This is a genomic window from Acinetobacter guillouiae, assembly GCF_002370525.2.
Classification (GTDB): domain Bacteria; phylum Pseudomonadota; class Gammaproteobacteria; order Pseudomonadales; family Moraxellaceae; genus Acinetobacter; species Acinetobacter guillouiae.
The window spans coordinates 1,526,709-1,552,975 of the sequence record NZ_AP014630.1 but is presented as its reverse complement, the minus strand read 5'-3'; the positions used below and the strand labels follow the sequence as shown (position 1 = coordinate 1,552,975).

Here is a 26,267-nt window from a genome sequence, read left to right as displayed (position 1 = left end):
AACAAGATACAAGATGACAAAAATCTTTTGCAGGGCGAGGGGCTACGTCCTGTACCCCCGCCCTACGGCGACATCCATGTCGCCCCACGGTAGGATCACCATCTAGGGTTCAAAAATACAAAAAATAAATTGATACCCAACGGTTTTTAAAAGTTCATAGAAAAATATAAGCTTCATTTATGGTCAATGACTTGATGCAAATCACTTGTATGAATAATTAATTGATTTGACTATAAATACATGCAAATTGAATAGAGCCTGCCAGAATAATAGTTCCTAAACTGAGGCCATAAAAAATGTTCAATAAACATTTTTCCAAAAATTTAAATCTTTTCAGCTTTATCTAAAAAGTATTGTGTGGCTTCAGTTAAATCCATATCTAATTCATTGGCAATAATGGCTAACCACCAAACACATTCACCTAACTTATGCTGCAACTCTTGCTGAGCATCGCCGTTGTGTAACCACTTCCCCGTCTGCGCCATGACTAATCTCCCAACCAATCCAGCATCAGATAAAAATGCCAACGCATCCTCTTGCACTGTCCATTCAGCATGATGATTTATTCGCTCTAGCTCATGATAACGTTCTCTGATTTTTACGGAACGTGCTACAACCTCATCAACCGTTATTTTATGATCCATCATTTTGCTCGTTTAAAAATTAGAGCTTACTTGATTTTGTAAAATTGATTCGATTAGAAATGTAATGCGTTCAAAATTGAGTGTGTAGCAATAATCGCTATTGATACACTTTTTATGAGTGAAGCGTTCAAACATAATTTTATAAAATGATTTTTCTCAAAAAAGCTAAGTAAAATCAGGACGTGCCCAGCGTTCACTCATATGCCAATTGACCAGATCAATAGCTGCATCACTTTCTAAAAATTCATTTTCATCTTCTAAAGCATCTTCAATCAACTGATATAAGTCATTGTCTAAATCATCTGAAAATTGTTGAAGTAAATCGGTAATCGAGTTGGCGACCAAAATCCCAACATCATATTCATGATCAATAAAGATCACTTGGCCAATTTGACCTACGGCGGTGGGTGCTAAATCCACATACAAACCTGTTCGCCCACCATCATGAGCAAACTGAATCCAATCTCGATGATGGGCGTTGGTTGGATTAATTTGTGGGTCAGCATGTTGAAGTACAAACAACTCATCAACGAGATCCGCAAGATCAGCACGTTTATTTTCAATATTGGTCAGCGATAAAAATTCCATACCATAAAATAAACTGCCTAAATTTTCCTCTTCATTCATCCCATTATGCCAACAGTACAACTGTTTAAAATCATCAGGTAAATGTTTAGAAAGTCTTTGTTCAAATTGTTCTATATCTGAAATACTTGCCGCAGGATTGAGTGATTGATTTGCGATCTTTGCAGCATGTTGCACTAACCAATTTTGTATATTTTCTAATTGTTTTTGAATCATGTTCTTCTCATTTATCTTAGGGTCTGTTGACATTTCATAAATGGCTTGCGTTGTAGGCTAAAATTGAGCAGGCAAGGCATGAAACGAAGAGAATAGCGAGACTATTTTCGAGTTTCATAACACAGGCTGAGATAATTTTAGCCACAACCCTCCGGGACTAGAGTGTTTTTTGCCGTTACGAGTTACCTTGCGAAACGTTGTTTCTCATCATTTAGAATGACTAAATTTCATACCCCGCGCCTAGTATCACCTAAAAAACACTCGCAGTCGCAAACGTAGACGAATTGTCAACAAACCCTTATAACAGTCAAATAAACTTTACTGAAAAACCCAATCATTGACAATAAAAAAGCCACTTAAAAGTGGCTTTAGCTTTAGCAAATCAACTATTTTTTAAATGGAAATGCATATTTCACAATACGTCCAAGGACTTGACCATATTGCTTAAACAAACTTGCATTGTTGTAGTTTAAACCATACTTTTTACATACCGCTTCAACTTTAGGCGCCATTTTACGATAGCGACGAGCAGGTACTTCAGGGAATAAATGATGCTCGATTTGATGGCTCAAATGACCTGTCAAAATATGAAATGCTTCTGAACCAGTTAAATTCGAAGAACCGCGAATCTGGCGCATATACCAATGTCCACGACTTTCATCCTGTAAAACAGTTTTAGGGAACACTTCGACATCTTTGGTAAAGTGACCACAGAAAATGATACTAAATGTCCAAATATTACGGATCCCATTGGCAACTAAATTACCTGTAAATACAGGTAAAGCTGCGGGGCCAGCAATCACGGGGAAGAAAAGATAATCTTTAAAAAACTGTTTACCAATTTTCTTCTGAGTCGGCTTCCACTCTTGTTTAAACTGCGCCCAAGTTTTACGTTTATAAACTAGTTTGCCAATTTCAAGGTTTTGAACCGCAACGCCCCATTGGAACAATAGACAGAACGGAATTGCGTATAAAGGTTGCAATAAAAAACCCGGTTTCCAACGTTGTTCTGGGAATAAACGCAATAAACCATAGCCGATATCATCATCCATCCCTTTGATATTGGTATAGGTATGATGCTTATAATTATGGGTCTGACGCCAGTTGTCAGAGGTTCCAACAATATCCCATTCGTAAGTTGTACCTTTAAAGCGTGGATCATTCATCCAATCATATTGTCCGTGCATGACATTATGACCGAGTTCCATGTTTTCCATGATCTTTGCAAAGCTCAGTAAACCTGTACCAAGTAACCATGCTGGTGGGAACCAACCCGCAAATAAGCATGCTCGGCCTAAAATACTGCTATAACGAATAGCGGCATATACTTTTTTGATATATTTGGCATCTTTTTCGCCAATATCATCTAAGACTTCTTGCTTAATCGCATCCAACTCGCGCGCTAAAGCATCCAGCTCAGTCTGGGTCAGTTCACGGTTTTTGGTGTTTTTAAAATATTGAATTTTAACTGGCATATTCATGATAAAACTCGCTTAAAGATCAATAACTAAATCAGTTTTGGCAGTATTCACACAAATTCTCAGTAAATTATTCGGTTCAAAATTTTCTTGACCATTGACTAAGTTTTTTGTGGCACCCTGTGCTTTATTACACGCGCATTTATTGCAAATCCCCATTCTGCAACCATGTTCTGGTTTGATATTTTGTTGTTCTAAGCCAACTAAAATGGCTTGACCTTTGGGGATTGCAACCACTTTATTGGATTTGGTTAATGTGACATTGATAAAACCTGTGTCATCAGAAATCACGGGGCTTAGGCTAAATGCTTCGCTTTTAAGTACTTTGGCCTGTTCAAACAATTGTTCAGCTGTTGCCACAAAACCTGAAGGACCACATACATACACTGTGCTTTGCTCAAGATTTTTAATGATATGTAAATATTCATTATTTAAACGTGCGTCTGCGGGTACTTCTTGGGTATAGAACACATCAAATTTAAAATCAGGATACTGTTGGGCTAATTGCTCGAACTGCTGTTTAAAGGCAACGTCTGCATTTTTCTTAACCCAATACATCAAATGCACTGGCTGACGATCAAGCTGCTGGTTCGCTGCCAATGCCTGAATCAAGCTATACATCGGCGTAATACCACTGCCCGCAGCGACCAGAATCAATGGACTGACAACTTGAGGCAATAACATATCGCCATAAGGTCGACCGAATTCAATCACCTCACCCACTTGGGCATGTTCAAACAACCAGTTACTCACAATGCCTTTTTCTACTTTTTTTACAGTGAGTAATATATGTTGCGTATCTAATTGAGTCAGACTATAGGTACGTTCATAACGACGACCATTAATTTCGACAGTGATCGGATGATGCTGCCCAGCTAACCCCATTTTAAACAAACGGTTAATTTTGATGGTTAAGCTGATCGTATCTGCGGCGGATTGTTCTTTTTCAACAATTTTCCCCAAAGCTTGTTGAACTGACCACAATGGATTAATTTTCTGTAGCCAAAAATTAGTCGTATTAGCCCCTAACACCATATCAAATATAGCGTTTACGGGAGATTTTTGCTTTTCAATAGCGTGCATACTAGGCTCACCATCTGAGTGATTTTTAATTATTATACACATGTATATATATTTGTATATACGTGTGTATTGTATCTAGACATTTCATTTATGTAATGACAAAGGCTATAATGAAGAAAATATTTTAACTATTTGATACTTTATGAATCCAACGTCCGTATTACCTCAGAACCCAGCTACCCTTCAAGATCAAATTCATGAGCTTGAAAAAGTTTCTGTACGTACTGTTGGACGCAAAGCGACAATTACCAAAGAAGAATTATTCCAAGCCGCCTTAAATTTGATTGGACCACAAAAAAGTATTTCCTCTTTAAGCTTAAGAGAAGTTGCCCGTGAAGCTGGGATTGCGCCAAATAGCTTTTATCGTCACTTTAAAGATATTGATGAGTTGGCGATTGAACTGATTGATCGTTCAGGTGTGGTACTGCGTCAAATTTTGCATGAAGCTCGAATCAAGGCAATCAGACAAAGCAGTATTATTCGTAGTTCAGTTGAAGTATTTATTGAACAGCTAGATGCCGATGAAGGCAATCTAAGCTTACTACTGCGTGAAGGTTATACAGGATCAAAGCAATATAAAATTGCCGTAGACAAACAACTTAATTATTTCCAACAAGAACTTCAAGATGATTTGATTCGAATAGAGCGCATCAATCACAGCAAATTGACTCATCCTGATTTAGTCGCTAAAGCCATTACTCAGTTGGTATTTAATATGGGTGCCAAGGTGATTGATTTGCCGATTGCTGAACGTAAAGAAGTCGCTGAACAAACCATGGTGATGATTCGTATGTTACTCGAAGGTTCGCGTCATTTAGACGAAGCGCAAATTAAATAATACCTATTCCTTCATAGCCTATTAAATACAAGTATCAAGACCTAATGATCAGTCACAATCAACAAAATATTCATGTAGGCATACTGGGTGTGACTGGCCGCATGGGACAAATGCTGGTTCAGGCCTGTCTCAATGCGGGACTAAACATTACTGTTGCTACAGCAAGAGTTGCAAGTGCAGCGATTGGTCATGAACTAGGGCAATATCTCAATCTAGCACCATTAAATGTGCTTATTTCAGATCGTTTGCAAGACGTCATTCAGCATTGTGATGTAGTGATTGATTTCACTACAGCAGAAGCATTATCGCAACATTTAAAAATTTGTCAGCACGCTAAAAAGCCGATGATTATTGGTATCACTGGTTTATCTGAGCAATTAAATCAACACATTGCTCAAGCCGCACAAGATATTGCTATCGTGCATTCAGGCAATTATTCCATTGGCGTCAATCTTAGTGTTGATCTGGTTCGAGTTGCTGCCCAATTATTAGGTACAGGATTTGAAGCTGAAATCATCGAAGCGCATCACCGGCAAAAAGTAGATGCACCGTCAGGCACTGCATTGATGTATGCAGAAGCGATTGCTCAAGTCAGAACGAAATTGCTCAATGATTTAGCGGTCTATCAACGCCATGCTCAGGTTGCTGAGCGAGCACCCCAACAGATCGGCTTACAAGCCATACGTGGTGGAGACATTGTTGGTGAACATAACACAATATTTTATGGTCATGGTGAACAGGTCGAAATCAAACATATTGCAAGCAATCGGATGAACTTTGCGACTGGTGCAATTCGTGCTGCAATGTGGTGTATGTCTCAACCCGCTGGCTTATATAACATGCATGACGTGATTCATTTGAATCACTCGCTTTAATAGCGCTCTATGTACTGCTCAATATACGCAGCATTAAAATTTTTCTGATCAATCGCATGATAGTGATCTTTTATCTTTCTATAACGTTTTTTTAAAGACTTTTCACCCAGTATTCAGACCAAATATTTTCACATTGAATTAAGCTTTGTATTTAAAAATAGCTATCTCACCGCGAGTTAGAGTGATATAAATCTAACTTGGTATTTTTATATTCCCCTATACATCAATTGTATAATTGAGCTCTATTCACATGAAACTGTTAAATGATCGTCAAAGTATTATTGCAAGTTACTTACTCATGCTGATCTTTTTGTCTTTACTGATTCCCTTGCATCTCTTAGCGTCATTTTTTGCAGGTTTTGTTGTTTTTGAAATCATCAATAGTTTAGGTAGCATTACAGAGAGATATATTGATGGTCAAAGAGCGCGCCTGACCATTAGCATTATCCTAGCCATTTTTATTATTTCTTTGATTGTGCTCAGCATTACAGGATTAATCAGCTTTGTTCAACATGATTTGCAAGGTGCGGGAATCAATGCCATCAGTGACCAAGTCGATAAAACCTTACAAAAGCTACAACTTGAAGTGGCACAATATATTCCCGGATTTATTCCTTATTCACTCACTGAATTAAAAGATCAAACCTTTGATTTAATCAAAGATAATTTATCAACCTTAAAAAGTACCGGAACAGGCTTTTTACATAATTTAGCCACTATGTTGATTGGTATGATTGTGGGGATCCTTGTCTCATTAAACCAACTGCGCCCACAACCTGATCAGCCAGAATTTAAGCGTGCCATGATCACACGTATTGAAAACCTTTCTTCATCTTTTAAAAATGTGGTGTTTGCTCAGTTTAAAATTTCGTTAATCAATACCTTTTTATTTTTGATTTTCTCTCACCTGATCCTCCCTGTTTTTGATATACACTTACCATTTGCCAACACCTTAGTGATCCTGACTTTTATTTTTGGATTAATTCCAATTGTCGGAAACTTACTCTCAAATACCATTATTGTTATGGCAGGTTTAACCATTTCAGTATCGACCGCTGGTATCGCATTACTTTATCTGATTTTTATCCATAAACTGGAATACTTTATTAATGCCAAAATTATTGGCACAAAAATCCATGCAGCATCATGGGAAGTGTTATTGGCAATGTTAGTGTTTGAGTCGTTCTTTGGCTTAGCGGGTTTAATTGTTGCACCCATTTTCTATGCCTATATCAAGTTAGAACTTAAACAAGCGGAAATGATTTAAAGCTGAAATGATCTAAAACATAAATCATTTGAGTCATCAAGAAACCCTTCTTTTTAAAGGTGTGAAGTATTCCTTTGTAAAGAAGAAAATTAAAAAAGCCTGAACTGATCAACCTTACCATTCAGGCTTTTTCCTAATAATACCAATGCAGTTAAAAACTTTTATTCCCAGACCACTTCTCGTTTCTGTTGTGCCCAAGCGTCTAAAAATGGCTCATAACGACTTTCAATTTTATTACGTTTAATTTTCATTGTTGGGGTAAGTAAATCATTTTCCATGGTCCATGGTTCATTGACTACGACAAAGAAGCTGATTTTTGCATGGGGCTCAAGTTCTTCATTAACCTTCACTCTTAATGCTTTTAAGGCGTTTTCAATTTCATCTCGCTTCGGGTTCTGCTTCAGACTGTTACGAATATCTTCAGCCAACATAATAAAGGCAACTGGTTGTGGTTGGCTTGAACCACCAATACATACAGATTCTATTAAGGCCTGATTTCCGATTTTTTGCTCAGTCGGAACTGGCATGATGTATTTGCCTTTACTTGTTTTAAAAATATCTTTAATTCGACCCGTAATTTTTAACCGCCCTTCTGCATCGATCTCGCCCAAATCCCCAGTACGTAAAAATCCATCTTCGGTCATATCTTCTGCAGTTTTTTCAGGATTTTTATAATAGCCCAACATAGTTCCAGGGCTTTTTACCAGAATTTCACCATTTTCATCAATTTTACACTCCACTTTAGGTTGGGCATGCCCCACATAACCACTGGCAAACTGCCCCACACGTGTCACATGCGAATAACCACAATTTTCAGTCATGCCATAGACTTCAAGTAACTCTAAACCTAAATTTCGATACCATAAAATAATATCTGTAGGTAATGGTGCCGCAGCAGTAAATGCATAACGGACATGATTTAGCCCGAGTTTAGTGAGTAATTTCTTTTTAACCAATTTACCCAACACAGGTATTTTGAATAAAATCTTTTGTATATGGAGCGGTATTTTTTCATTAACCCCCAAATAAAACTTGGTCCATAAGCGTGGTACCGAAAAGAATAGTGTGGGTTTGGCACGATTCAAATCTTCGACAAAGGTTTCAATTGAATTTGCAAAATACACGGTAAAACCGCAAACCATCAATGAAGATTGAATAAAAATACGCTCAGCAACATGTGCAAGTGGTAAATAAGATAAGGCCCGATCAGATGTTGTCACTTGATAAGTCAATCTGAGTTCACGAGCGCCAGATAAAAGCGTCGCAAAACTTTGCATAACCCCTTTAGGCACACCCGTACTGCCAGACGTATAAACGATGGTCGCTAAATCATTTTTATTGGGTAATACCGGGTTTTCTAGTGGCGCAACAGATTGCACAATATCATTCCATTGCGGTGCGTCGAATTCAGGTGATAATGCCAAACGCACACAAGCTAAATCTTGTGGAATGATTGTTTTTACCTCATTCCAGCTATCCGCTTTACCGTCCAATTTTCCAATAAATAAGAGTTTTGCTTCACTGTGGTTGAGTACATAAGCTGCACCTTCCGCATTGAGTGTTGGATAGAGTGGGACTGAGATATGACCTGACATCCAGATCGCTAAATCTGCCATAAGCCAATGCGCACTATTTTTACCATAAATTGCGATCGCACTCTTTTCAGGCAAGTTTAAAGACTGTAAATAACTCGCCATACTGCGAACTTGTTGTGCAACTTCCGACCATGTGTAATGCACCACATTGCCATTGGCCAATGGTTGCACAAACACATCTTTTTGCGGTAATTGCTTTTCCCAATGAAGTAGATAGTGCACATGGGTATCATGAAACTCAACAAAATCCTTGTTTTCCATATCATTTCTTCCATTATTTTAAGTTTTTATCTTGGCTATAGACGGTTGCTTTAGAACTTGTCTATTTGGATACACAATACTGAATGATCAAATTACATGGGTGAGTAAACTTTATCTCTAAGGAACAAATCGAGATCAAAGTACACTATTTTAATAGCATAAAAACGGTTGCGATGTATACAACAAACTCCCTGTAAATCCTTCATTGATTATTGTTGTAAAGTAGATCTCATCCAATGATACATGGCGTTTCTATCGCGTGGTGACATTGATGCATGGTCTATAGCCCCTCATACAAGATATGACCATATAAATGGTGCAATAATAGGAATTAATTTTTATAAATGGTTATAACTTTTACATTTAAAATCAAATAAATAAAAATAACCCTATAATTGATTATTTAAATATGCATAACATATACATCAAAAAAGCTCCCAAAGGAGCTTTTAGAATCTAGATAAAATTACACTAAATTAAGGTTTAACCACAACCAATACCTGAATCGCTTCTGGCGTCACAGAAACACCTTCCAATAGGCTTAAACCTTCTTTCTGGAATTTCTGTAAACGTTCAATTTCATCTGCACGGATACTTGGATTAAATTGCTTTAAATAGCTTAAACGATCAATTTCATATTGCCATTTGCTACCATAAATTTCTTTAGCTTGCTCTTTTAACTGCGGTAAAACACCTTTTGCAATATCTAAAGCTTGTGCATAGCGTTCTTCAATCACTTCACGACGTGCTTTCACCACTTGGCGACAGCTGTTGCTATCTAAATGATGCAAATACGGCTTAATAATTTCTGGATCAAGCTTAGCCGTAATATCCTGACCCGTTTCAGTCAATAACACTCGGATCAATTGTGTCGGCAAACTTGAAGGTAAATTTAATGCCTTCGGTGCAACCACATCCACTTTAAACCAAACTTCCAACAAGATCGTGCCTTGTTTAAGTGCATTGGTTTTAAGAATCGCAACATTGGTACTACCAAAAGATTGAGTCCGGATAATTTCCATCACACTTTCAGTAAACGGATGTTCAAGTGTTAAATATTGCGCGTCTTCACGGATCTGTGCTTGATCACGATAGAAGGTTGCAGTCATGCCCTCTTCGTCAATATCCAAACCTTGCACTTGCATTTGATCGGTTGGTTTAATAATCACCGTACCATTGCTTTGCTCATCAAAGTCAATGTTAGTCGATGCCATAAACCGCTTCATAAACATTGGTAACAAAGTATTGTCATCATAGTCTTCAAGCGCAGTAACAATTTCTTGTGCCACGATCGGACGACATGAGTTGTATTCCAATAAACGGTCACGACCATCTTGCAATTCAACTTCAAGTGCTTGACGCTGTACATTGACCGCTTCAAGAAGTTCTTCAAAGGCTTGGCCTTTATCATCCAATAAGCAATCTTTTAAATCGACAATAAAGTTTTCTTGTAAGGTTTGTGCTGTAGGCGAAATATTACTGAAAATATTCAGCGCTTCATTGTACCAACGGAACATACGCTCTTGCGCTGTACCGACAAGATAAGGCACATGAATCTGAATACGGTTTTCCTGACCAATACGGTCTAAACGACCAATACGCTGTTCAAGTACATCTGGATTTGCTGGCAAATCAAACAACACAAGGTCAGAAGCAAACTGGAAATTACGCCCTTCTGAACCAATTTCAGAACACAGTAAAATCTGTGCACCATAAGAATCTTCAGCAAAATAAGCCGCTGCTTGGTCACGTTCCAATAAGCTCATGCCTTCATGGAACATTGCGGTGCGGATACCCGCGTGGATACGTAAAGCATTTTCAAGTGCTTCAACAACTGGACCACTACGTGCAATCAGCAATACTTTTTTATGTTTTAAATCAGAACGTAATCGTTCCATCAACCACATAACACGTGGGTCTGTTTCCATCCATGCGCCATCAAGTTGCAGCTCTTCTGGCCACATTTGTTCGCGTAATTTTCCATCTTTAGACCAATTTTCTGGTGCTGGTAATGGTGCTGGTTGGCAATCACGTCCTGGGAAACCTTGAATTGCTTCACGGGTATTACGGAACAAGATACGACCAGTGCCATGACGGTCTAAAAGTTCATGAATTGCGCGGAAACGATGTTCAGGCTGATCTTCAATCGGATGACCTAATAATTTTTCAACCGCTGCCAAATGTTCCGCTTCAAGTGGCAAATCTGACATCAACACTTCAGCAATTTTAGCAGTGTGATGATATTGCTCTTCTTCATCAAGGAAACGATCAAGCGAACTAAAACGTTGTGGATCAAGTAACCGTAAACGGGCAAAATGGCTTTCTACACCTAACTGTTCAGGTGTTGCAGTTAAAAGCAGTACACCTTCAGTTTTTTCAGCAAGCTCTTCAACAAGGTCATAACGGTCATTACCGCCTTCCTCTTCACTCCACATCAAATGATGCGCTTCATCGACCACCAATAGATCAAAACCAGCTTCAATGGCTTGCTCACGCAAATCATCATGGTCAATCATCAAATCTACTGAAGCAATGATACATTGTTCAGTCAGGAATGGATTGAGTTCAGGATCATGTTCTTTGATTGAAGCTGTACGAGTCAGATCAAACAATGAGAAATTCAAATTGAAACGACGACGCATTTCAATCATCCATTGATATTGTAATGAATCTGGCACAAGAATCAGAATTCGCTCAGAACGACCGGTTTTGAGTTGTTGATGGATGATGAGTCCCGCTTCGATTGTTTTACCTAAACCGACTTCATCTGCAAGTAATACACGAGGTGCAAATCGCTTACCCACTTCATGGGCAATATACAGCTGGTGTGGAATCAAGCCTACACGCGCGCCAACCAAACCACGTAATGGTGACGTTTGCATATTGGCTTGCATTTGCATCGCTTCAATACGTAAGTCATACCATTCTTTATAGTCAATTTGGCTTGCCAATAAACGTTCTAAAGGCTTTGACAATTGAATTTGTGCGCCAATACGCGTTTCGTTTAATGCTTTCTTCTCTTGTTCACCATTATCCAATGTACGAATAACATTGTAACGAATCACACCACTGCGATCGTCTAAAGACTCGACAATCCACTTGATGCCTTCTTGGTCTTGAACTTCATCATTGATATTAAAAACAATACGAGATAATGGGGCATTATTACGTGCATAGACACGAGTTTCGTCACTTTTTGGAAAAAGAATACTGATTGAACGTTCATCGACGTCAATCAATACACCTAAACCTAACTCAGTTTCTGTGTCCGATAACCAACGTTGACCTATAGCAAATTGTTGCAATTTTTCCACCTTTATCTCATGTTAGGGCTAAAACACGGTTGCTCAAATCAGGAGAATATTTGAACAAAGTTTATACCCATTACGCAATACTTTTTGACATAAAGCTCATTAAATTTTGAGCGACTTAATTTCAACTTAAAAATCTAAACTAAAACGGAACTGGACAATCAAATTGTACAAGCTCCTCTGTTTTAGGATGATGAAAACTCAGTTGTTGTGCATGTAGACAAAGTCGTGGCATAAGCTGCTGTTGTTCTACAGTTGCATATAAAGTATCACCAATAATAGGATGTCCTAAATATTGCATATGCACGCGTAACTGATGTGACCGTCCTGTAATTGGTGTTAACTCAACACGGGTTACAGCCTGTCCTTGAATTTGAAAATGTTGGGTTGCTTTCCAATGTGTTAATGCAGGCTTGTTATGTTCTGGATCTGCAATATGTAAGGGTGGATGTTCTGGATCATAAATCACAGGAACATCAACTGTGCCTTCACCATGTAAAGTGCCAGCAACAACAGCTTGATAGGTTTTAGAGGTTTGACGTTCTTGAAACTGTCTAGAAATACTTTTTTGTCCCCATTTACTCAGTCCAAATACCAAAATCCCAGAGGTATCGCGGTCTAAACGATGAATGAGTAAAGTCTTAGGCTCGATTTTTAATAATCTGTTGATAACACAATCTTGTAAATCTGCTGTTTTTCCTGGAACTGTGAGTATACCTGCTGGCTTATGGATCACCATAAAATCATCATCACGATGGATCAGGTGTTCGGTTAGAAAATTACTCAAAGTTCAGTTCCAATGATCACGCAAACAAGCAGGCAATTCTAAGAATCTTGGAATGAAATTACAATCAAAATTATCTGATTTATTCGATTATTCTAAAGAAAGAATAATAAATCGTACAATTGCTTTAAATTCATTGGCAATTTACAAGACAATCAAAAACTTTAGATACATTTTGCCAATCAATTGTGGGGAAAGTGGATTAATTCATTGAAAAAATAAATTATTGTCTATTTTTTGGTAAGTTAAAAACTTAACACCCTATTTTTTTAATGGTATAAACAATACCTTAAGATTAAATGAGCAAAATATGAATAAATTAAATTATAAATCTACATTGTCCATTTGTATTATTTCCGCATTTGCCATGACCGGCTGTGCAACTTCAACCCTTTTAAAGAAAGACAATGGTGTTCGTACCCGTAATGTTCAAACCGTATTGGTCAATGATACGGTTTTAGCATTTGGCAAACCATCACAAGCAATTTCGGCCCTACCTTCTGACAGCATTGTCATTGCAGGGCAAAAAAATAGTTATGTCATCACCAGTGGTGGTGCTCGATTTGTCAAAGTGATCACAGGACTTGATCCAAAATTTATTCAAATTGATAAAGCGCTGACCTTCAATTCAGAAAAAAATGATGGGCATTTTTCAGGAACCCTACCACTCAAATATGTCAAACTTTCTGAAGATGTCACTAAACAAGATCGTGCATTCTTTATTGAAAATGGTGCAGAAGAATGTACCACCTCAAGTGATCAACGTCTAAAAGCGCAACGTTTCTGTTTTAACATTACCTTATCTGGTCTGGTTTACCCTTCTGCTTCTAATATTTCATCCCTAAAAGCACTGAGTAAACCCTATCAAGTCAGTATCTATACCACTCAAGAGGTAAAAGATTACTCAAAGGCTGGCAGTAAAACTGCAGATAAACTGGTGTTATTCCCTTTTGCTGTCGCTTTTGATGTAGTGACGTTACCGTTCCAAGCGCTTCATAAGATTTTTGATTGATTGAAAATAATTCAGGATATTGCATACAATATCCTGAATCTTAGCAAATATAAAAATACGATTCTCAATAGCATGATTCCACTTTCTTTTAACTATCTTTGGATTTTCTTTGTCGCTGGCTTTGGGACCATTATTTTTAGTCTATTTGCGATTGGATTAATATTTAGCTCAAAATTCAGAAATACCCTTAGGCATGGCAATATTTTTATTCAGTCTCTATTTGTCTGTAGTGTACTCTGCGTTTTTTTGAGCTTGATACTTTATTTCCTTGTTCTATATACAAAAAATGAGATTGAAAAAGAGCATCATTCCATACATAAAACATTAAGTTCGCCTGAGAAAATTTTAGGCATTCAAATGCCACAAGGGACTGAACTTGAATTATTTGCACCCGATCAATTGACCTCATTGAGACAAGCCAAATTTCCCCAACCCGTATTATTTGGAAAGCTGCAAATTAACAGCATGAAAATTCCTCGTGGTATTGATTTGGAACTTTTTGATGATCGTTCAACCACATTAATGGGTACAGGTAAGGATACGATCGAAGGTTGGAATTGTCAGCTGATGAGCTATATTCAAGTCTATTTAGATGATGCTGGCAACATCATTGGTTTAGAGCACTGTAATCTTGCTCAAGATACGCAGCTAGAAAATATTATACTTGTGGCACAGGCAGATATTGAACGTTCTAAATATCAAAAATATCCAGACAACTTTGTTTCTACAGATTACTGGCGGATTCACAATCCTCTCACCCAATACAAAGCTGTTTCCCTACAATGGGCAAATGTCTATTTGGATCAAAATAAACAACTCATCGGAATTGAAAATGGCACACTGACAGAAAAATTAACCTTAGGCGATATTCAATATCCAGCAAATACTGAATTCAATTTATTGGTTCATCCTTTAACACAAAATGAAACTTGGTTATTTACCCCGCCCAGTGATCAAAATGCGGTTGCTCGCAATGGCAAAGTCTATACGCATGATCAAACGATTTTTCAGCGCCCTAATGGCAAAATTGAACAAATCCTCAATAGCAATGATCCTAGAATTTTAGCCCGAAGAATGAATCACTAATGCTTAAATATTGATATTCCCAACAGTATAGGCATTTTTCAAGGTCTTTTATTTTTATCTCTAATATTTATTTACAATTATTCATTTCAATTTTCAAATTCTTGACCACATGCTTCGTGTATAACAATTTACTGCCATTTAAAGAGCAATAGAAGTTTGCTAGCCTAATTTACAAGGTCAAGAACTGGCTTTTAAACGAGATCAGCACGCATAAAATTAAACGCAAAGTACCAAAAATTAGATATTTTTTTTAATTTTTAAGCCGATTGATAAAAAAACAAACAAATTCACAAAGATTCTGTTGTAAAAAGCAACAAAATCTTTATAATCCAACTAAACAGACAAGTCTGTATAATTTGCTGAAAAAACGAATGACCAGTGCATTCAGAGGGTATAAGAATAAATATAAGAAGATGCTCCAAGCATCTCTTTACCGGATGATTTATTGTTATAACAATAAATCATCCGGTATATAAAAAACTTATCAGCAAAGCGCGATTCACTTCAAGTGGTCGCGCTTTTTTATTTTCAAGTTTGAGTGGTAAATTGAAAAGTCAAACAAGTACAGCGCATATTGGCTATGTTTGTAGTCTGCAATTATTCAACAAACTTAAACGTTAAACTGTACTCGGTTGGGTTAAAGCCAATTCCATCTGAATCAGGGTTTCTACCCGTCTCCAATAATCATCCAAACACACTTGCTGAGGATCTATTTGCGCCTGAATCGTCATTCCGTCAAGAAGACTCGACAAGAAAGAAGCGAGTTGAATATCTTGTTTAACACCTAAATGACGCAACGCATTACTCAAATGCCCTTTTAACCATTCTTTATAGTCAGTCGCAGGTTGAAGTGATGACGGATAAACTTTTGAAATTTCTTCTACGGCTTTTTGGAACATACAACCATTAAAATCTTCACTATGAAACCAGGCGTTATACCAAGTGAAGATGGCTTTAATATGAGATAAATAATCTTGTGGATCACATTTAGCGATTGCAGCATCTAATGATTCTTGCAAATTGAGATTTCTCGTGACCAAACATTCTTCAATCAATTTGGCTTTAGATGGAAAATATTTATAAAAAGTCATTTTTGCAACGCCAGACTCACTAATAATTCGGTCTATACCGATAGAATTATAACTATATGTATTAAAGAGATTCAACGCTGTATTAATGATGTCCTCTTTTTTTGACATTTGTTTATACCTGATGTACAAAAATTTAAGATTAAAATTAAAGCATTAGCTTATAAGAACAGCACATAAATACGAATTACTTCAAGTGTATGCTAAGAATTATATCTTAAATTCATATGAATACTGAGTTTTTATAAAAAAACATCAAGATGACAAAGGCAAGTATATGAAATATAAAATATTAAACCTGTATAAATACTAGCAAAACAAATTGTTTTTTACTATTATAAAAACGGCAAAATTAAAATTTTAATGCAGCATATGAGCATATTATCTTTCACGCAATCTGAACATACTCGTTTCGAGTTGCTGCATTTCATTCAAAATTCCTTGCAACCTGAATTATGGCAGCAAAATACTCAAGCTATCGCAAATTTAAAGCGACAAACACACTGTCATGTTTTATTTAAGCACCCGATATTAGTCCAGTTGAATCAAAGCCAGTTGACGCTTGAACAGCTTAAATTTATTCATATTAATTATTTTACGGCGATTGTTAAAAATTTTACAGATGCACTAAGCATGGTAATTTATCAAGCCGTTAGCCTCGAAAAAAACCATAATATTCATCCAGAAAATAGGATTGCAGCGAAAATATATGCACGCTATTTACTATCGCTCAACTTAATTGATGAACTGGGTTTCAATACACACCAACTCGAAAAAAGTGCTGCATCCAAATCACATCTGGTTTATTTTTTAAAATTGATGCAGCAGTTGGAATTAGATCCATTGGATCAGCAACAGACTGAAATAGACGCTTTTGCATTGGCCCAATTTATTCACCAACATATCAATTCTTATACAGAATTATTGCTTATTTTGGCGTGTACAGAGCTGCAAGTCATAAAGTTTAGTGAAGCACTCCGTAACAACATGTCGATTTACAACAGTAAATTTATTGAAGGTTACTACGCTTGTCATGGTTTGGCTGATCAAAATGACGCGACCCTTGCCAATGATGACAACCATCAAGATGACATTTGGACCCTACTGATACAATGCTATGATCAAAACGACCAACAGTATTTGGACCAAGTCCAGTCTGAGTATTTAGCACTCTGGAATAATTTCTGGAGCAAAATGGCAACGCGTATAACTGAAATTTAAACGCTTACTTCATGATGGTTTTTTGATCCCATTGCTGAGATCAAAAATACCTTATTGTGGATTTATTGAGCGTCATTGTAAGACGTGTTGAGTCGGCATATTTTGTTTACGTTCTTGTAGTGCTTTCTTCATCACCTGATAACCGCCGGTTAAGCCTAAAGTCGCCATAATCACAGCCACAATAATATCTGGCAACATGCTTCCTGTACCAAAAACCCCAATTGCTGCAAAGATTACGGCGACATTTCCAATCGCATCGTTACGACTACACAGCCAAACAGACTGCATATTGGAGTCACCATCTCTAAAAGCGTAAAGCACAAGGGCTGAAATCACATTGGCGATTAAAGCCAGTATACCAATCGCTCCCATGGTAATCGCTTCTGGCGGAATCCCTTTCGTATAGGCATAGATCGTTTTGCCGATCACTACAAAACCAAAAATTGCCATGATTGCCCCTTTAAATAAGGCAACGGTCGCTCGCCAATACAGCGTTGCGCCTAATACTGCTAAAGAAACGGCATAATTGATGGAATCACCAAAGAAATCCAGAGAATCGGCCCAAAGTGCAGAAGAATGTGCATACGCCCCACCAATCAGTTCAACAAAGAACATGGCAAGGTTAATAAACAATGCAATCCACAAAGCCGTTCTAAACTTGCTATTTGGTTTCTGTGGTGCAGGTTCATGACTACATGTACACGCCATGACACTTCTCCTTGATTCAATATAAATGGGCTGATCTGCTTATTTTTTTCAGTCAAGTTGGTGCTTTAAAGAAAATCAGCACATGCTTCAACAATGATGAAAAATTCAGCTATACTGCTATTTAAAACTATGGAGTTAGTCCAAGGTCAAGTTGATTCAGGAAAATAAACCATGCAGCAATACTTAATTAGTGATCTCGCTAAAAAAACTCAGCTGTCGACGGATACTGTGCGGTTTTATGAGAAAAAAAATCTGATCAGATCCAGTTATCGTGCAGATAATAATTATAAATATTATGATGATGAAACATTAAAGCGGCTTATTTTTATTAAACGTTGCCGCGCATTAGATATGACCTTACATGAAATTACTCAACTTTTAGAGCATCTACAACATCCTGAACAAGGTTGTAAAATCATTGACCAATTGATTGAAGAACATATTCGACATGTAGAAACTCGAATATATGAATTACAACATTTTAAATCGCAACTGCATGAATTACGTCAATCCTGCTCCTCGAACACCACCATTGATCATTGTCAGATTGTCAAAAAACTTGAAGCATCGGAATAATTTATATTGTGTTGAATGGGTCTTTCGGCTATTCCCTCTGCTGATTGAGCCCATGTGCCGATTTAAAAACAGTTTTGCGCAGCCATAGCGAAACACTAACCAACGCAATCAATACAGGGACTTCAACCAAAGGACCAATAATCGTGGTAAATGCGACAGGTGAAGCCAATCCAAATGTTGCAATGGCAACAGCAAGTGCCAATTCAAAGTTATTTCCCGCTGCGGTAAAAGAAATCGCTGTAGTTTTAGGATAATCATTGCCCATCCACTTGCTCATAAAAAAGCTCAGGAAAAACATCACCACAAAATACAGGGTTAATGGGATGGCAATTCGCAATACATCGAATGGTAGGCTAACCACATCCGCCCCTTTTAAACTAAACATCGCCACAATGGTAAATAACAATGCCAATAAACTCAGCGGACTGACTTTAGCGATAAAGGTTTGTTGATACCAGTCTAATCCTTTGCGTTTAACCAGAATGATCCGACTTAGAAAGCCCAATAAAAATGGGATACTTAAATAGATTAAAACCGCATGTGTAATCGTCCAAAAGCTGACATCAATAACTTTTCCTGCTACACCAAAATACGGTGGTAGAACTGTTAAAAACAACCAAGCATAAGTACTAAAAAAGACAATTTGGAAAATACTATTAAAAGCGACTAAAGCTGCGACATATTGATTGTCACCACCTGCTAAATTATTCCATACCAAGACCATCGCGATACAACGCGCTAAACCAATCAGAATTAAACCCGTCATATATTCAGGATAAGCATGTAAAAACACCATCGCTAAAACAAACATCAGGCACGGCGCGATTAACCAGTTTTGTAGCAAAGACAGCGCCAGCATTCGTTTGTCTTTGAAGACTTGCGCTAAGGTCGCATAATCCACTTTGGCAAGTGGCGGATACATCATCAAAATTAAACCTATTGCAATAGGAATATTGACTGAATCTAGGCTTAAACGATTTAAAGCCACCGAAGCTTGCGGGAAATATAAGCTGATGCAGATTCCTAATCCCATCGCAATAAAGATCCATAAAGTTAAATTGCGATCTAAGAAAGAAAGCCGCGAAGTGGACTGATCTGAGTTCATAACAGCTTACTCACAACAGCTGTTGATTTGGATCAAGTCTGAATTACCCATCGCTAAATTCGCAGTTTGTGCTGCAATTATGTTTAATACAGCATTGGCCCATTCTGGTAATTCAGGATTTAAACGGTAATACACCCATTGGCCTTTGCGTTGATCAAGTAAAATGGACAAATTTCTCAACAAAGCCAAGTGTCTAGAAATCTTTGGCTGGCTTAAATTTAAGGCTTCAGTGATTTCACAAACACAAACGTTCCCCTGTGCCAACACAATTTTTAAAATATCCAAACGAGTTGGGTCAGATAAGCACTTAAAGAAATCGGGTTGATCCATCGCAATTACTCAATTTTATGGTTTAGCATATTCACTATTGCGAATATACGTATATCCATATATAAATGCAATATTGCTTTTTAACAGAGAATCGATCAATGTCATCTCAAATTAAGATTTATCATAATCCTGCCTGTGGGACTTCACGCAATACCCTTGCACTCATTCGAAATGCAGGTGTCGAACCTGAAGTGATCGAGTATTTACAGTATCCGCCAAGCAAGGCTCAACTCATCGAGTTGATTCAGCAATCTGCTTTGTCGGTACGAGATGCAATACGTAAAAATGTTGATGTTTATAAAACCTTAAAACTAGATCAAACAGAATGGGCTGACGATCAGCTGCTTAATTTCATGTTGCAATACCCGATTTTAATCAACCGCCCCTTTGTCATGACTGAATTGGGTGTTCGTTTATGTCGACCATCTGAATTGGTTTTAGATCTCTTATCTGCGCCACAACGTGCTGCTTTTAGTAAAGAAGATGGTGAAATTATTATCGATCAGCAATTAAAAAGGCTTAAATAATTTTTTAGGGTTTTTCAAAACCCCCAATTAATTAAACATAAAATATTGAATATTAATAATTTTAATAAAAATTCATCCAATTAATCCTGAGTGTTTTACTAGGTTGAATCTTATTTTCAAACCCTTACAATAAAACCATATTTTTAGTATGCCTTTTAAATTTATATGAGCATCTCACACATTACTGAACTCCTATCACCAGCTGGATCATTGAAGAATATGCGTTATGCATTTGCTTACGGTGCCGATGCGGTATATGCAGGTCAACCTCGCTATAGCTTGCGAGTTCGTAATAATGAGTTTGATCATGATCATTTAAAAATAGGGATTGCTGAAGCGCATGCCTTAGGCAAAAAATTTTATGTGGTGGTGAATATTCAACCACACAATGCTAAATTAAAAAATTTTATTCGTGATCTTGAACCTGTGGTCGCCATGCAACCTGATGCACTGATCATGTCAGATCCTGGCTTGATCATGCTGGTTCGAGAAAACTTCCCACAAATATCCATTCATCTGTCTGTACAGGCAAATGCGGTCAATTGGGCAACCGTGAAATTTTGGAAAAATATGGGACTCACCCGTGTCATTTTGTCACGTGAGTTATCTATCGAGGAAATTGAAGAAATTAAACAGAATGTACCCGATATGGAAATCGAAGTTTTCGTACACGGTGCACTCTGTATGGCTTATTCCGGTCGTTGCTTACTTTCAGGCTATATGAATAAACGTGATGCAAATCAAGGCGCTTGCACCAATGCATGTCGCTGGGAATACAATATTCACGAAGCAACAGAAGATGCATCTGGGGATGTCATTCCAGTCCAACAACTGGAGACAGCATCAGACTGTTGCAACAATAAAGATGCCGACGAGCAACACGCCATACAACAACATCAATTTGGCGAACCGGTTTTATTACAACGTCATAAAGAAGACATGTTTGCTGCTGAAGAAGACCAACATGGCACTTACTTTATGAACTCTAAAGACTTACGTGCAGTTCAGCACGTAGACCGTCTAACCAAGATGGGCATCCATTCCTTAAAAATCGAAGGACGCACCAAATCTTACTTTTATTGCGCCAGAACAGCACAAATTTATCGCAAAGCGATTGATGATGCGCTACAAGGAAAACCCTTTGATCGGGCGTTAATGTCACAACTTGAAGGTTTAGCCAATCGAGGTTATACCGAAGGTTTCTTACGCCGTCATGTCCATGCTGAATATCAAAACTATGCAACGGGATCTTCTCAGTTTGATCATCAGCAATTTGTTGGTGAAGTGCTTGAACGCAACGATGATTACATCAAGATTGAGGTAAAGAATCGTTTTGTTGTGGGTGACTCTATGGAACTCATGACCACATCTGGCAACATCACATTTATTCTTCATGAAATTTTAGATAAAAACAGACAACCGATCATAGATGCAAAAGGCTCAGGATATATTGTAGAAATTCCAATTCCTGCCGATATTGATATGCAATATGCCTTATTAATTAGAAACTTACCAAATTCGACTGCTGATATTTCAGCATCATCATTGGCTTACCAAGCAGTTTAGGATATCGAAATGGCTTTAATGATTACAGACCAGTGCATCAATTGTGATATGTGTGTACCAGAATGCCCCAATCAGGCAATTTTTGAGGGCGAAAAGTTCTATGAAATTGATACACAGCGTTGTACTGAATGTGTCGGATTTTATGAACATCAAACCTGTGTGGATGTCTGTCCGATTGAATGTATTGTTCAAAATCCACAACATATAGAAAGCAAAGCGCAATTATTAAATCGCTTTCATTATCTAAGTTTGTTTGGTTAAGACAAAATGCGACACCAATTCTAATCTTGGAACGTATTTTGCTTAGTTAACGCATAGGTTCAAATAATAATAACAATAAAGAAAATGGAGCTGAGCTGTATGGCAACACAGCTCATGAAAAGGGGAAAACAACAACATTAGGGAAAAGCCAAGGTGTATTTGGGGAACACTTTGGCTTTTTTCTTATTTAAAAAATCACCTTTGATTTTAATTTCAAGATAGGCAATATAAGCAAAAAGCTAAGCGACGAAAAAAATTCATAGATCTTTATTCATGGGCAAAATTTTGCGAAAACTTCTCCTTACACCACTGTTTGACTTCATTTACAATAAAATCAGCATCTGGCAAAGTTAAAAAATAGTAATTCCATGCCGTTTCAACACATGGCGATACAATTTTCAGTCGCCCATGTTGTAAATCATTGGCAATCGAAATGCGGCTTAATAATGCAATACCCTGTCCAGACAATACAGCCTGAATTGCATGACTTTCTTGCGTATAAAATACCTGCGCTTGCCCTGCTTGAATATGTAAGCCTTGTTTTTCAAACCATTTCTGCCAATTGACTCGATTTGGACAGTATTCGTCTCCCCAGGTAAAGTGAATCAATGGCACAGTCGTCCAGTTCATAGTTGCAATATCCAAAGAGGGATGCCCGACAGCCACATATTCATCAACTGCAAATAATTCTGCATCAACATCTTGATAGCCCCCTGAACCATACCGAATGGCCAAATCATAGAGACCAGACGTCATGTTGACGAGGTCATAACTTGCATGTACCCGAAACATAATATTGGGAAAGCGACTTTGTAACTCTGGCAAATAGGGAATAATCCACTCACTTGCAAAGGATGGTGTTGTCGTTATGGTAAATAATCTTTGTTTATTTTGCTCAAGTTGAAACAAAGCAGTTTGAATCTGTCCAAAACCTGATTGCACATGCTTAAGTAAATACTCTCCTTCTGGCGTTAGGCTAATCGAGCGTGTACGCCGTTCGAATAACTGTATATTCAATTGCTGTTCCAGCTTCTTGATACGATGGCTTAAGGCGGTAGGTGTTAAAAACAATTGGTCTGCTGCTTTTTTAAAGCTGAGTTGTTCAGCGACATGCTGAAAGGCCAACAATTGCTCCAAGGAATTATGCAAAACCACCGAAGATCACCATATAAAATATAAATGAATTAGATTCAGTTATAACATGTATTTTTATCGTTTGTTGTTTTTTCCATATTCTATAAAAATCAATTTGAACAAACAACAAATTGAGTAATGATCATGGCAAATATACTTAAAATAGATACTAGTTTAAGAACAGGTATTTCAGGTACACACCCACATGGTTCTTTAAGCCGACGCTTAACCGCATTATTTATTGATCAATGGAATGAAATTGATTCATCTGTACAAGTTAAACATCGTGATTTAGGTCAAAACCCACCACCTTATATTGATGAAGAGTGGATCATTTCTGAATTTGGCTATGCAGAATCTGAAGAAAAGGCACAACAACGCCTACAACTGAGCAATGAGTTTATCGAAGAATTACATTGGGCAGATATTATTGTGCTTGGCGTACCGATGTATAACTTTGGCCCACCTGCACATTTAAAAGCCTATATTGATCACATCGTGAGAATGAATAAAACCTACTCATTTGATCTTAGCAAAGAGCAACCGTACTCAGGGCTGTTAGATCATCAAAAAACCATGATTATCCTTTCTGCCCGTGGTGGACATGACTTTGATTCAGCTGATGCGCCATTTCCCAATCATGCTGAACCCGCAATAAAAACAGCATTCAATTTTATTGGTATCGAAAAATTTCATGAAATTGCAATTGAGTATCAGGAATTTGGTGGCGAGTTGTTAGCACAATCGATCCAAGCTGCAGAACAAAAAACCATTGCACTTGTTCAAGATTTGCAACATTAACAAAGCTTATTTTCGCAAGCTCTATTCAATAGTATTCAATCTCCAACACAAAAAAAGGAATTGAGCTGTTAGCAACTCAATTCCTATCAAGGGTAAAACATGAGATAAATGTTAAGACAAGCCAAAGTGCTCATAACGGCACTTTGGCTTGCTTGTCAACGTGCAATCATTGAAAGATTATTGACCTGAACGAATGATGTAATCGAATGCAGATAAAGAGGCTTTTGCACCCTCACCAGCCGCAATGATGATTTGTTTATAAGGCACTGTTGTACAGTCACCCGCAGCAAATACACCTTTTACATTGGTTTCATTACGATCATTTACCACAATTTCATTACGGTTTGAAAGCTCTACAGCAGTTGCTTTTAAGAAATCTGTGTTTGGTAATAAACCAATTTGTACAAAGATTCCCGCAAGTTCAATGGTATGTAGTTCGTCTGTTGCACGGTCTTTATACTTCAACCCTGTCACAATCGAACCATCACCAATCACTTCTGTAGAGAGTGCATTCAAAATCACCGTGGTATTTGGCAAACTATTCAATTTATCTTGAAGCACTTGGTCAGCACGAAGTTGAGTATCAAACTCGATCAATGTGACATGTTCAACAATACCTGCAAGATCAATTGCGGCCTCTACACCTGAGTTACCCCCACCAATCACGGCAACCTTTTTGCCTTTAAATAATGGACCATCACAGTGTGGGCAATACGCAACACCACGTGTTTTGTACTCTTTCTCACCTGGTACATTCATCTCTCTCCAACGTGCACCTGTAGATAAGATGACCGTTTTTGATTCAAGTTTTGCACCATTTTCCAGTTCAACTTCAACTAAACCATGAGTTGTTTGATCCGCACCAACAATGTTTTTCACTTTTTGTAAGTTCATAATGTCCACACCGTACTCACGTACATGCGCTTCCATATCTGAACCAAACTTAGGACCTTGTGTTTTTTGTACTGAGATAAAGTTTTCAATATCCATGGTGTCCATGACCTGACCACCAAAGCGCTCAGAAACAATACCTGTGCGAATCCCTTTACGTGCAGCATATACCGCAGATGTTGCACCAGCAGGCCCACCACCAATCACCAATACATCAAACGCGTCTTTAGCATTCAGCTTTTCAGCATCTTTAGCCGCAGCACCGCTGTCCAATTTCGCAACGATTTCTTCCAAAGTCATACGACCTTGACCAATATGTTCGCCATTTTGGAAAACCATAGGTACAGCCAAGATTTTGCGCTCTTCAACTTCATCTTGGAAGAATGCACCATCGATCATGGTCGCTGTAGTGCCAGGATTATTAATTGCAATCAAGTTAAGTGCTTGAACAACATCTGGGCAGTTGTGACAGCTTAAAGAAACAAATACATCAAAATTTGCAGTCAGGTTTAAACCTTTAACTTGAGCCAAGATTTCATCAGAAACTTTTGGCGCATAACCTGAAACTTGTAATAAAGCTAAAATTAACGAGGTAAACTCATGACCCATCGGTAAACCAGCAAAGAATACACGAGGTTGTTCACCTACTTTTGCAATACCAAAGCTCGGTTTACGATCATTCTGACCATCGAAACGTGCAGTCACTTGATCTGACAGCGCAGCAATTTCAGTCACCAATTCTTTAATTTTATCTGACTTATCAGAACCATTTAAAGAAGCAACAATTTCAATTGGGCTCTCAAGACGCTCTAACAATGTTTTTAATTGAGCAGAAGTATTTGTATCTAACATGCTAACAATCTCCAAGGGAGTAAATTTCTTTCGTTGAATGTATATTACGTCTATTTAAAAAATAGATAAAACAGTTTGTTTTTATTAAATCAATCGGTTTTTTAGTTTAATAAAAATCAGCCACGTTCTCATCAGCATATCCCCCATTCTCAAATTCAAACTCTTTAATGCT

Annotated in this window: 24 protein-coding genes; 11 read left to right on the top strand and 13 right to left on the bottom strand. The window is 37.6% G+C overall.

The annotated features are described in order from the left end of the window. Window positions 1-323: 323 nt before the first annotated feature. From AS4_RS07195 to AS4_RS07180, 4 genes are all read right to left on the bottom strand, one after another. Window positions 324-644, bottom strand: a complete 321-nt coding sequence (locus AS4_RS07195) for a nucleoside triphosphate pyrophosphohydrolase family protein (protein WP_096733683.1) — start codon at window positions 642-644, stop codon at window positions 324-326. 165 nt (window positions 645-809) lie between these two features. Next, window positions 810-1,445 carry an SMI1/KNR4 family protein gene (locus AS4_RS07190; protein ID WP_096733682.1) on the bottom strand — a complete coding sequence of 212 codons (636 nt, stop codon included), beginning with the start codon at window positions 1,443-1,445 and terminating at the stop codon, window positions 810-812. Window positions 1,446-1,831: 386 nt separating this feature from the next. Next, window positions 1,832-2,926, bottom strand: coding sequence for a fatty acid desaturase family protein (locus AS4_RS07185; RefSeq protein ID WP_096733681.1), 1,095 nt, complete (start codon window positions 2,924-2,926; stop codon window positions 1,832-1,834). 12 nt (window positions 2,927-2,938) lie between these two features. Further along, window positions 2,939-4,006 carry a ferredoxin reductase gene (locus AS4_RS07180; RefSeq protein ID WP_096733680.1) on the bottom strand — a complete coding sequence of 356 codons (1,068 nt, stop codon included), beginning with the start codon at window positions 4,004-4,006 and terminating at the stop codon, window positions 2,939-2,941. Between the two features lie 142 nt (window positions 4,007-4,148). On the opposite strand from AS4_RS07180, the gene fabR reads away from it, so the two are divergent. The 3 genes from fabR to AS4_RS07165 all read left to right on the top strand — a co-directional run bounded on the left by fabR (window position 4,149) and on the right by AS4_RS07165 (window position 6,986). Continuing rightward, window positions 4,149-4,844 carry an HTH-type transcriptional repressor FabR gene (fabR, locus tag AS4_RS07175; RefSeq protein ID WP_096733679.1) on the top strand — a complete coding sequence of 232 codons (696 nt, stop codon included), beginning with the start codon at window positions 4,149-4,151 and terminating at the stop codon, window positions 4,842-4,844. A 44-nt stretch (window positions 4,845-4,888) separates the two neighbouring features. Then, window positions 4,889-5,719, top strand: coding sequence for a 4-hydroxy-tetrahydrodipicolinate reductase (dapB, locus tag AS4_RS07170; protein WP_096733678.1), 831 nt, complete (start codon window positions 4,889-4,891; stop codon window positions 5,717-5,719). Between the two features lie 250 nt (window positions 5,720-5,969). Then, window positions 5,970-6,986, top strand: a complete 1,017-nt coding sequence (locus tag AS4_RS07165; protein ID WP_096733677.1) for an AI-2E family transporter — start codon at window positions 5,970-5,972, stop codon at window positions 6,984-6,986. Between the two features lie 161 nt (window positions 6,987-7,147). Here the strand turns inward: AS4_RS07165 and AS4_RS07160 are convergent, their stop codons facing one another. The 3 genes from AS4_RS07160 to AS4_RS07150 form a co-directional block, all read right to left on the bottom strand. Further along, on the bottom strand, window positions 7,148-8,842 hold the full coding sequence (locus tag AS4_RS07160) for an AMP-binding protein (protein WP_096733676.1): 1,695 nt from the start codon (window positions 8,840-8,842) through the stop codon (window positions 7,148-7,150). A 476-nt stretch (window positions 8,843-9,318) separates the two neighbouring features. Then, a complete protein-coding gene (rapA, locus tag AS4_RS07155; RefSeq protein ID WP_004721713.1) occupies window positions 9,319-12,156 on the bottom strand; it encodes an RNA polymerase-associated protein RapA in 2,838 nt (945 codons plus the stop codon). A 139-nt stretch (window positions 12,157-12,295) separates the two neighbouring features. After that, entirely contained in the window at window positions 12,296-12,940 is a 645-nt protein-coding gene (locus AS4_RS07150) for an RluA family pseudouridine synthase (RefSeq protein ID WP_004721716.1), read from the bottom strand. A gap of 307 nt (window positions 12,941-13,247) precedes the next feature. On the opposite strand from AS4_RS07150, the gene AS4_RS07145 reads away from it, so the two are divergent. Continuing rightward, entirely contained in the window at window positions 13,248-13,949 is a 702-nt protein-coding gene (locus AS4_RS07145) for a YidX family protein (RefSeq protein ID WP_004721717.1), read from the top strand. Between the two features lie 357 nt (window positions 13,950-14,306). Then, window positions 14,307-15,035, top strand: a complete 729-nt coding sequence (locus AS4_RS07140) for a hypothetical protein (protein ID WP_227548137.1) — start codon at window positions 14,307-14,309, stop codon at window positions 15,033-15,035. A gap of 617 nt (window positions 15,036-15,652) precedes the next feature. Here AS4_RS07140 and AS4_RS07135 read toward each other — a convergent pair. Then, window positions 15,653-16,234, bottom strand: a complete 582-nt coding sequence (locus AS4_RS07135; protein ID WP_096733674.1) for a TetR/AcrR family transcriptional regulator — start codon at window positions 16,232-16,234, stop codon at window positions 15,653-15,655. 261 nt (window positions 16,235-16,495) lie between these two features. Between AS4_RS07135 and AS4_RS07130 the strand changes: the two genes are divergently transcribed. Beyond that, window positions 16,496-17,344 carry a hypothetical protein gene (locus AS4_RS07130; RefSeq protein ID WP_096733673.1) on the top strand — a complete coding sequence of 283 codons (849 nt, stop codon included), beginning with the start codon at window positions 16,496-16,498 and terminating at the stop codon, window positions 17,342-17,344. A gap of 72 nt (window positions 17,345-17,416) precedes the next feature. Here AS4_RS07130 and AS4_RS07125 read toward each other — a convergent pair whose 3' ends face one another. Beyond that, entirely contained in the window at window positions 17,417-18,052 is a 636-nt protein-coding gene (locus AS4_RS07125) for a cation transporter (RefSeq protein WP_096733672.1), read from the bottom strand. A gap of 171 nt (window positions 18,053-18,223) precedes the next feature. Here AS4_RS07125 and AS4_RS07120 point away from each other — a divergent pair, with 171 nt between their 5' ends. Beyond that, window positions 18,224-18,628: a Cd(II)/Pb(II)-responsive transcriptional regulator gene (locus AS4_RS07120; RefSeq protein ID WP_004721728.1), complete on the top strand. Its 405-nt coding sequence runs from the start codon at window positions 18,224-18,226 to the stop codon at window positions 18,626-18,628. A 28-nt stretch (window positions 18,629-18,656) separates the two neighbouring features. Here the strand turns inward: AS4_RS07120 and arsB are convergent, their stop codons facing one another. Together arsB and AS4_RS07110 are read right to left on the bottom strand one after the other, a co-directional pair. Next, window positions 18,657-19,733: an ACR3 family arsenite efflux transporter gene (gene arsB, locus AS4_RS07115; RefSeq protein WP_096733671.1), complete on the bottom strand. Its 1,077-nt coding sequence runs from the start codon at window positions 19,731-19,733 to the stop codon at window positions 18,657-18,659. A 6-nt stretch (window positions 19,734-19,739) separates the two neighbouring features. Then, window positions 19,740-20,063, bottom strand: coding sequence for an ArsR/SmtB family transcription factor (locus AS4_RS07110; RefSeq protein WP_096733670.1), 324 nt, complete (start codon window positions 20,061-20,063; stop codon window positions 19,740-19,742). 98 nt (window positions 20,064-20,161) lie between these two features. Between AS4_RS07110 and arsC the strand changes: the two genes are divergently transcribed. The 3 genes from arsC (at window position 20,162) to AS4_RS07095 (ending at window position 22,417) form a co-directional block, all read left to right on the top strand. Beyond that, window positions 20,162-20,590, top strand: a complete 429-nt coding sequence (arsC, locus tag AS4_RS07105; protein WP_096733669.1) for an arsenate reductase (glutaredoxin) — start codon at window positions 20,162-20,164, stop codon at window positions 20,588-20,590. 165 nt (window positions 20,591-20,755) lie between these two features. Beyond that, complete coding sequence (gene trhP, locus AS4_RS07100) at window positions 20,756-22,156, top strand: prephenate-dependent tRNA uridine(34) hydroxylase TrhP (protein ID WP_096733668.1); 1,401 nt, start codon at window positions 20,756-20,758, stop codon at window positions 22,154-22,156. 9 nt (window positions 22,157-22,165) lie between these two features. Further along, entirely contained in the window at window positions 22,166-22,417 is a 252-nt protein-coding gene (locus AS4_RS07095; protein ID WP_004721738.1) for a YfhL family 4Fe-4S dicluster ferredoxin, read from the top strand. A 267-nt stretch (window positions 22,418-22,684) separates the two neighbouring features. On the opposite strand, the gene AS4_RS07090 is transcribed toward AS4_RS07095, so the two are convergent. After that, the gene (locus tag AS4_RS07090; RefSeq protein ID WP_171478419.1) at window positions 22,685-23,572 is read right to left on the bottom strand and encodes a LysR substrate-binding domain-containing protein; all 888 of its coding nucleotides are present in this window, start codon (window positions 23,570-23,572) and stop codon (window positions 22,685-22,687) included. Between the two features lie 123 nt (window positions 23,573-23,695). Here AS4_RS07090 and AS4_RS07085 point away from each other — a divergent pair, with 123 nt between their 5' ends. Beyond that, on the top strand, window positions 23,696-24,352 hold the full coding sequence (locus tag AS4_RS07085) for an FMN-dependent NADH-azoreductase (protein ID WP_096733667.1): 657 nt from the start codon (window positions 23,696-23,698) through the stop codon (window positions 24,350-24,352). Between the two features lie 177 nt (window positions 24,353-24,529). On the opposite strand, the gene ahpF is transcribed toward AS4_RS07085, so the two are convergent. After that, the gene (ahpF, locus tag AS4_RS07080) at window positions 24,530-26,095 is read right to left on the bottom strand and encodes an alkyl hydroperoxide reductase subunit F (RefSeq protein WP_096733666.1); all 1,566 of its coding nucleotides are present in this window, start codon (window positions 26,093-26,095) and stop codon (window positions 24,530-24,532) included. Window positions 26,096-26,267: the final 172 nt, after the last annotated feature.

Bases quoted from the DNA above. Each gene is read 5' to 3' on its own strand.
- AS4_RS07140 (WP_227548137.1), top strand. From the start codon at position 14,307: ATGCCACAAGGGACTGAACTTGAATTATTTGCACCCGATCAATTGACC.
- AS4_RS07120 (WP_004721728.1), top strand. From the start codon at position 18,224: ATGCAGCAATACTTAATTAGTGATCTCGCTAAAAAAACTCAGCTGTCG.
- AS4_RS07180 (WP_096733680.1), bottom strand. From the start codon at position 4,006: ATGCACGCTATTGAAAAGCAAAAATCTCCCGTAAACGCTATATTTGAT.
- fabR (WP_096733679.1), top strand. From the start codon at position 4,149: ATGAATCCAACGTCCGTATTACCTCAGAACCCAGCTACCCTTCAAGAT.
- AS4_RS07145 (WP_004721717.1), top strand. From the start codon at position 13,248: ATGAATAAATTAAATTATAAATCTACATTGTCCATTTGTATTATTTCC.
- AS4_RS07125 (WP_096733672.1), bottom strand. From the start codon at position 18,052: ATGGCGTGTACATGTAGTCATGAACCTGCACCACAGAAACCAAATAGC.
- AS4_RS07195 (WP_096733683.1), bottom strand. From the start codon at position 644: ATGGATCATAAAATAACGGTTGATGAGGTTGTAGCACGTTCCGTAAAA.
- arsC (WP_096733669.1), top strand. From the start codon at position 20,162: ATGTCATCTCAAATTAAGATTTATCATAATCCTGCCTGTGGGACTTCA.
- AS4_RS07110 (WP_096733670.1), bottom strand. From the start codon at position 20,063: ATGGATCAACCCGATTTCTTTAAGTGCTTATCTGACCCAACTCGTTTG.
- AS4_RS07130 (WP_096733673.1), top strand. From the start codon at position 16,496: ATGAGCATATTATCTTTCACGCAATCTGAACATACTCGTTTCGAGTTG.
- trhP (WP_096733668.1), top strand. From the start codon at position 20,756: ATGAGCATCTCACACATTACTGAACTCCTATCACCAGCTGGATCATTG.
- AS4_RS07160 (WP_096733676.1), bottom strand. From the start codon at position 8,842: ATGGAAAACAAGGATTTTGTTGAGTTTCATGATACCCATGTGCACTAT.
- AS4_RS07135 (WP_096733674.1), bottom strand. From the start codon at position 16,234: ATGTCAAAAAAAGAGGACATCATTAATACAGCGTTGAATCTCTTTAAT.
- dapB (WP_096733678.1), top strand. From the start codon at position 4,889: ATGATCAGTCACAATCAACAAAATATTCATGTAGGCATACTGGGTGTG.
- AS4_RS07165 (WP_096733677.1), top strand. From the start codon at position 5,970: ATGAAACTGTTAAATGATCGTCAAAGTATTATTGCAAGTTACTTACTC.
- arsB (WP_096733671.1), bottom strand. From the start codon at position 19,733: ATGAACTCAGATCAGTCCACTTCGCGGCTTTCTTTCTTAGATCGCAAT.
- AS4_RS07185 (WP_096733681.1), bottom strand. From the start codon at position 2,926: ATGAATATGCCAGTTAAAATTCAATATTTTAAAAACACCAAAAACCGT.
- ahpF (WP_096733666.1), bottom strand. From the start codon at position 26,095: ATGTTAGATACAAATACTTCTGCTCAATTAAAAACATTGTTAGAGCGT.
- AS4_RS07085 (WP_096733667.1), top strand. From the start codon at position 23,696: ATGGCAAATATACTTAAAATAGATACTAGTTTAAGAACAGGTATTTCA.
- AS4_RS07095 (WP_004721738.1), top strand. From the start codon at position 22,166: ATGGCTTTAATGATTACAGACCAGTGCATCAATTGTGATATGTGTGTA.
- AS4_RS07190 (WP_096733682.1), bottom strand. From the start codon at position 1,445: ATGATTCAAAAACAATTAGAAAATATACAAAATTGGTTAGTGCAACAT.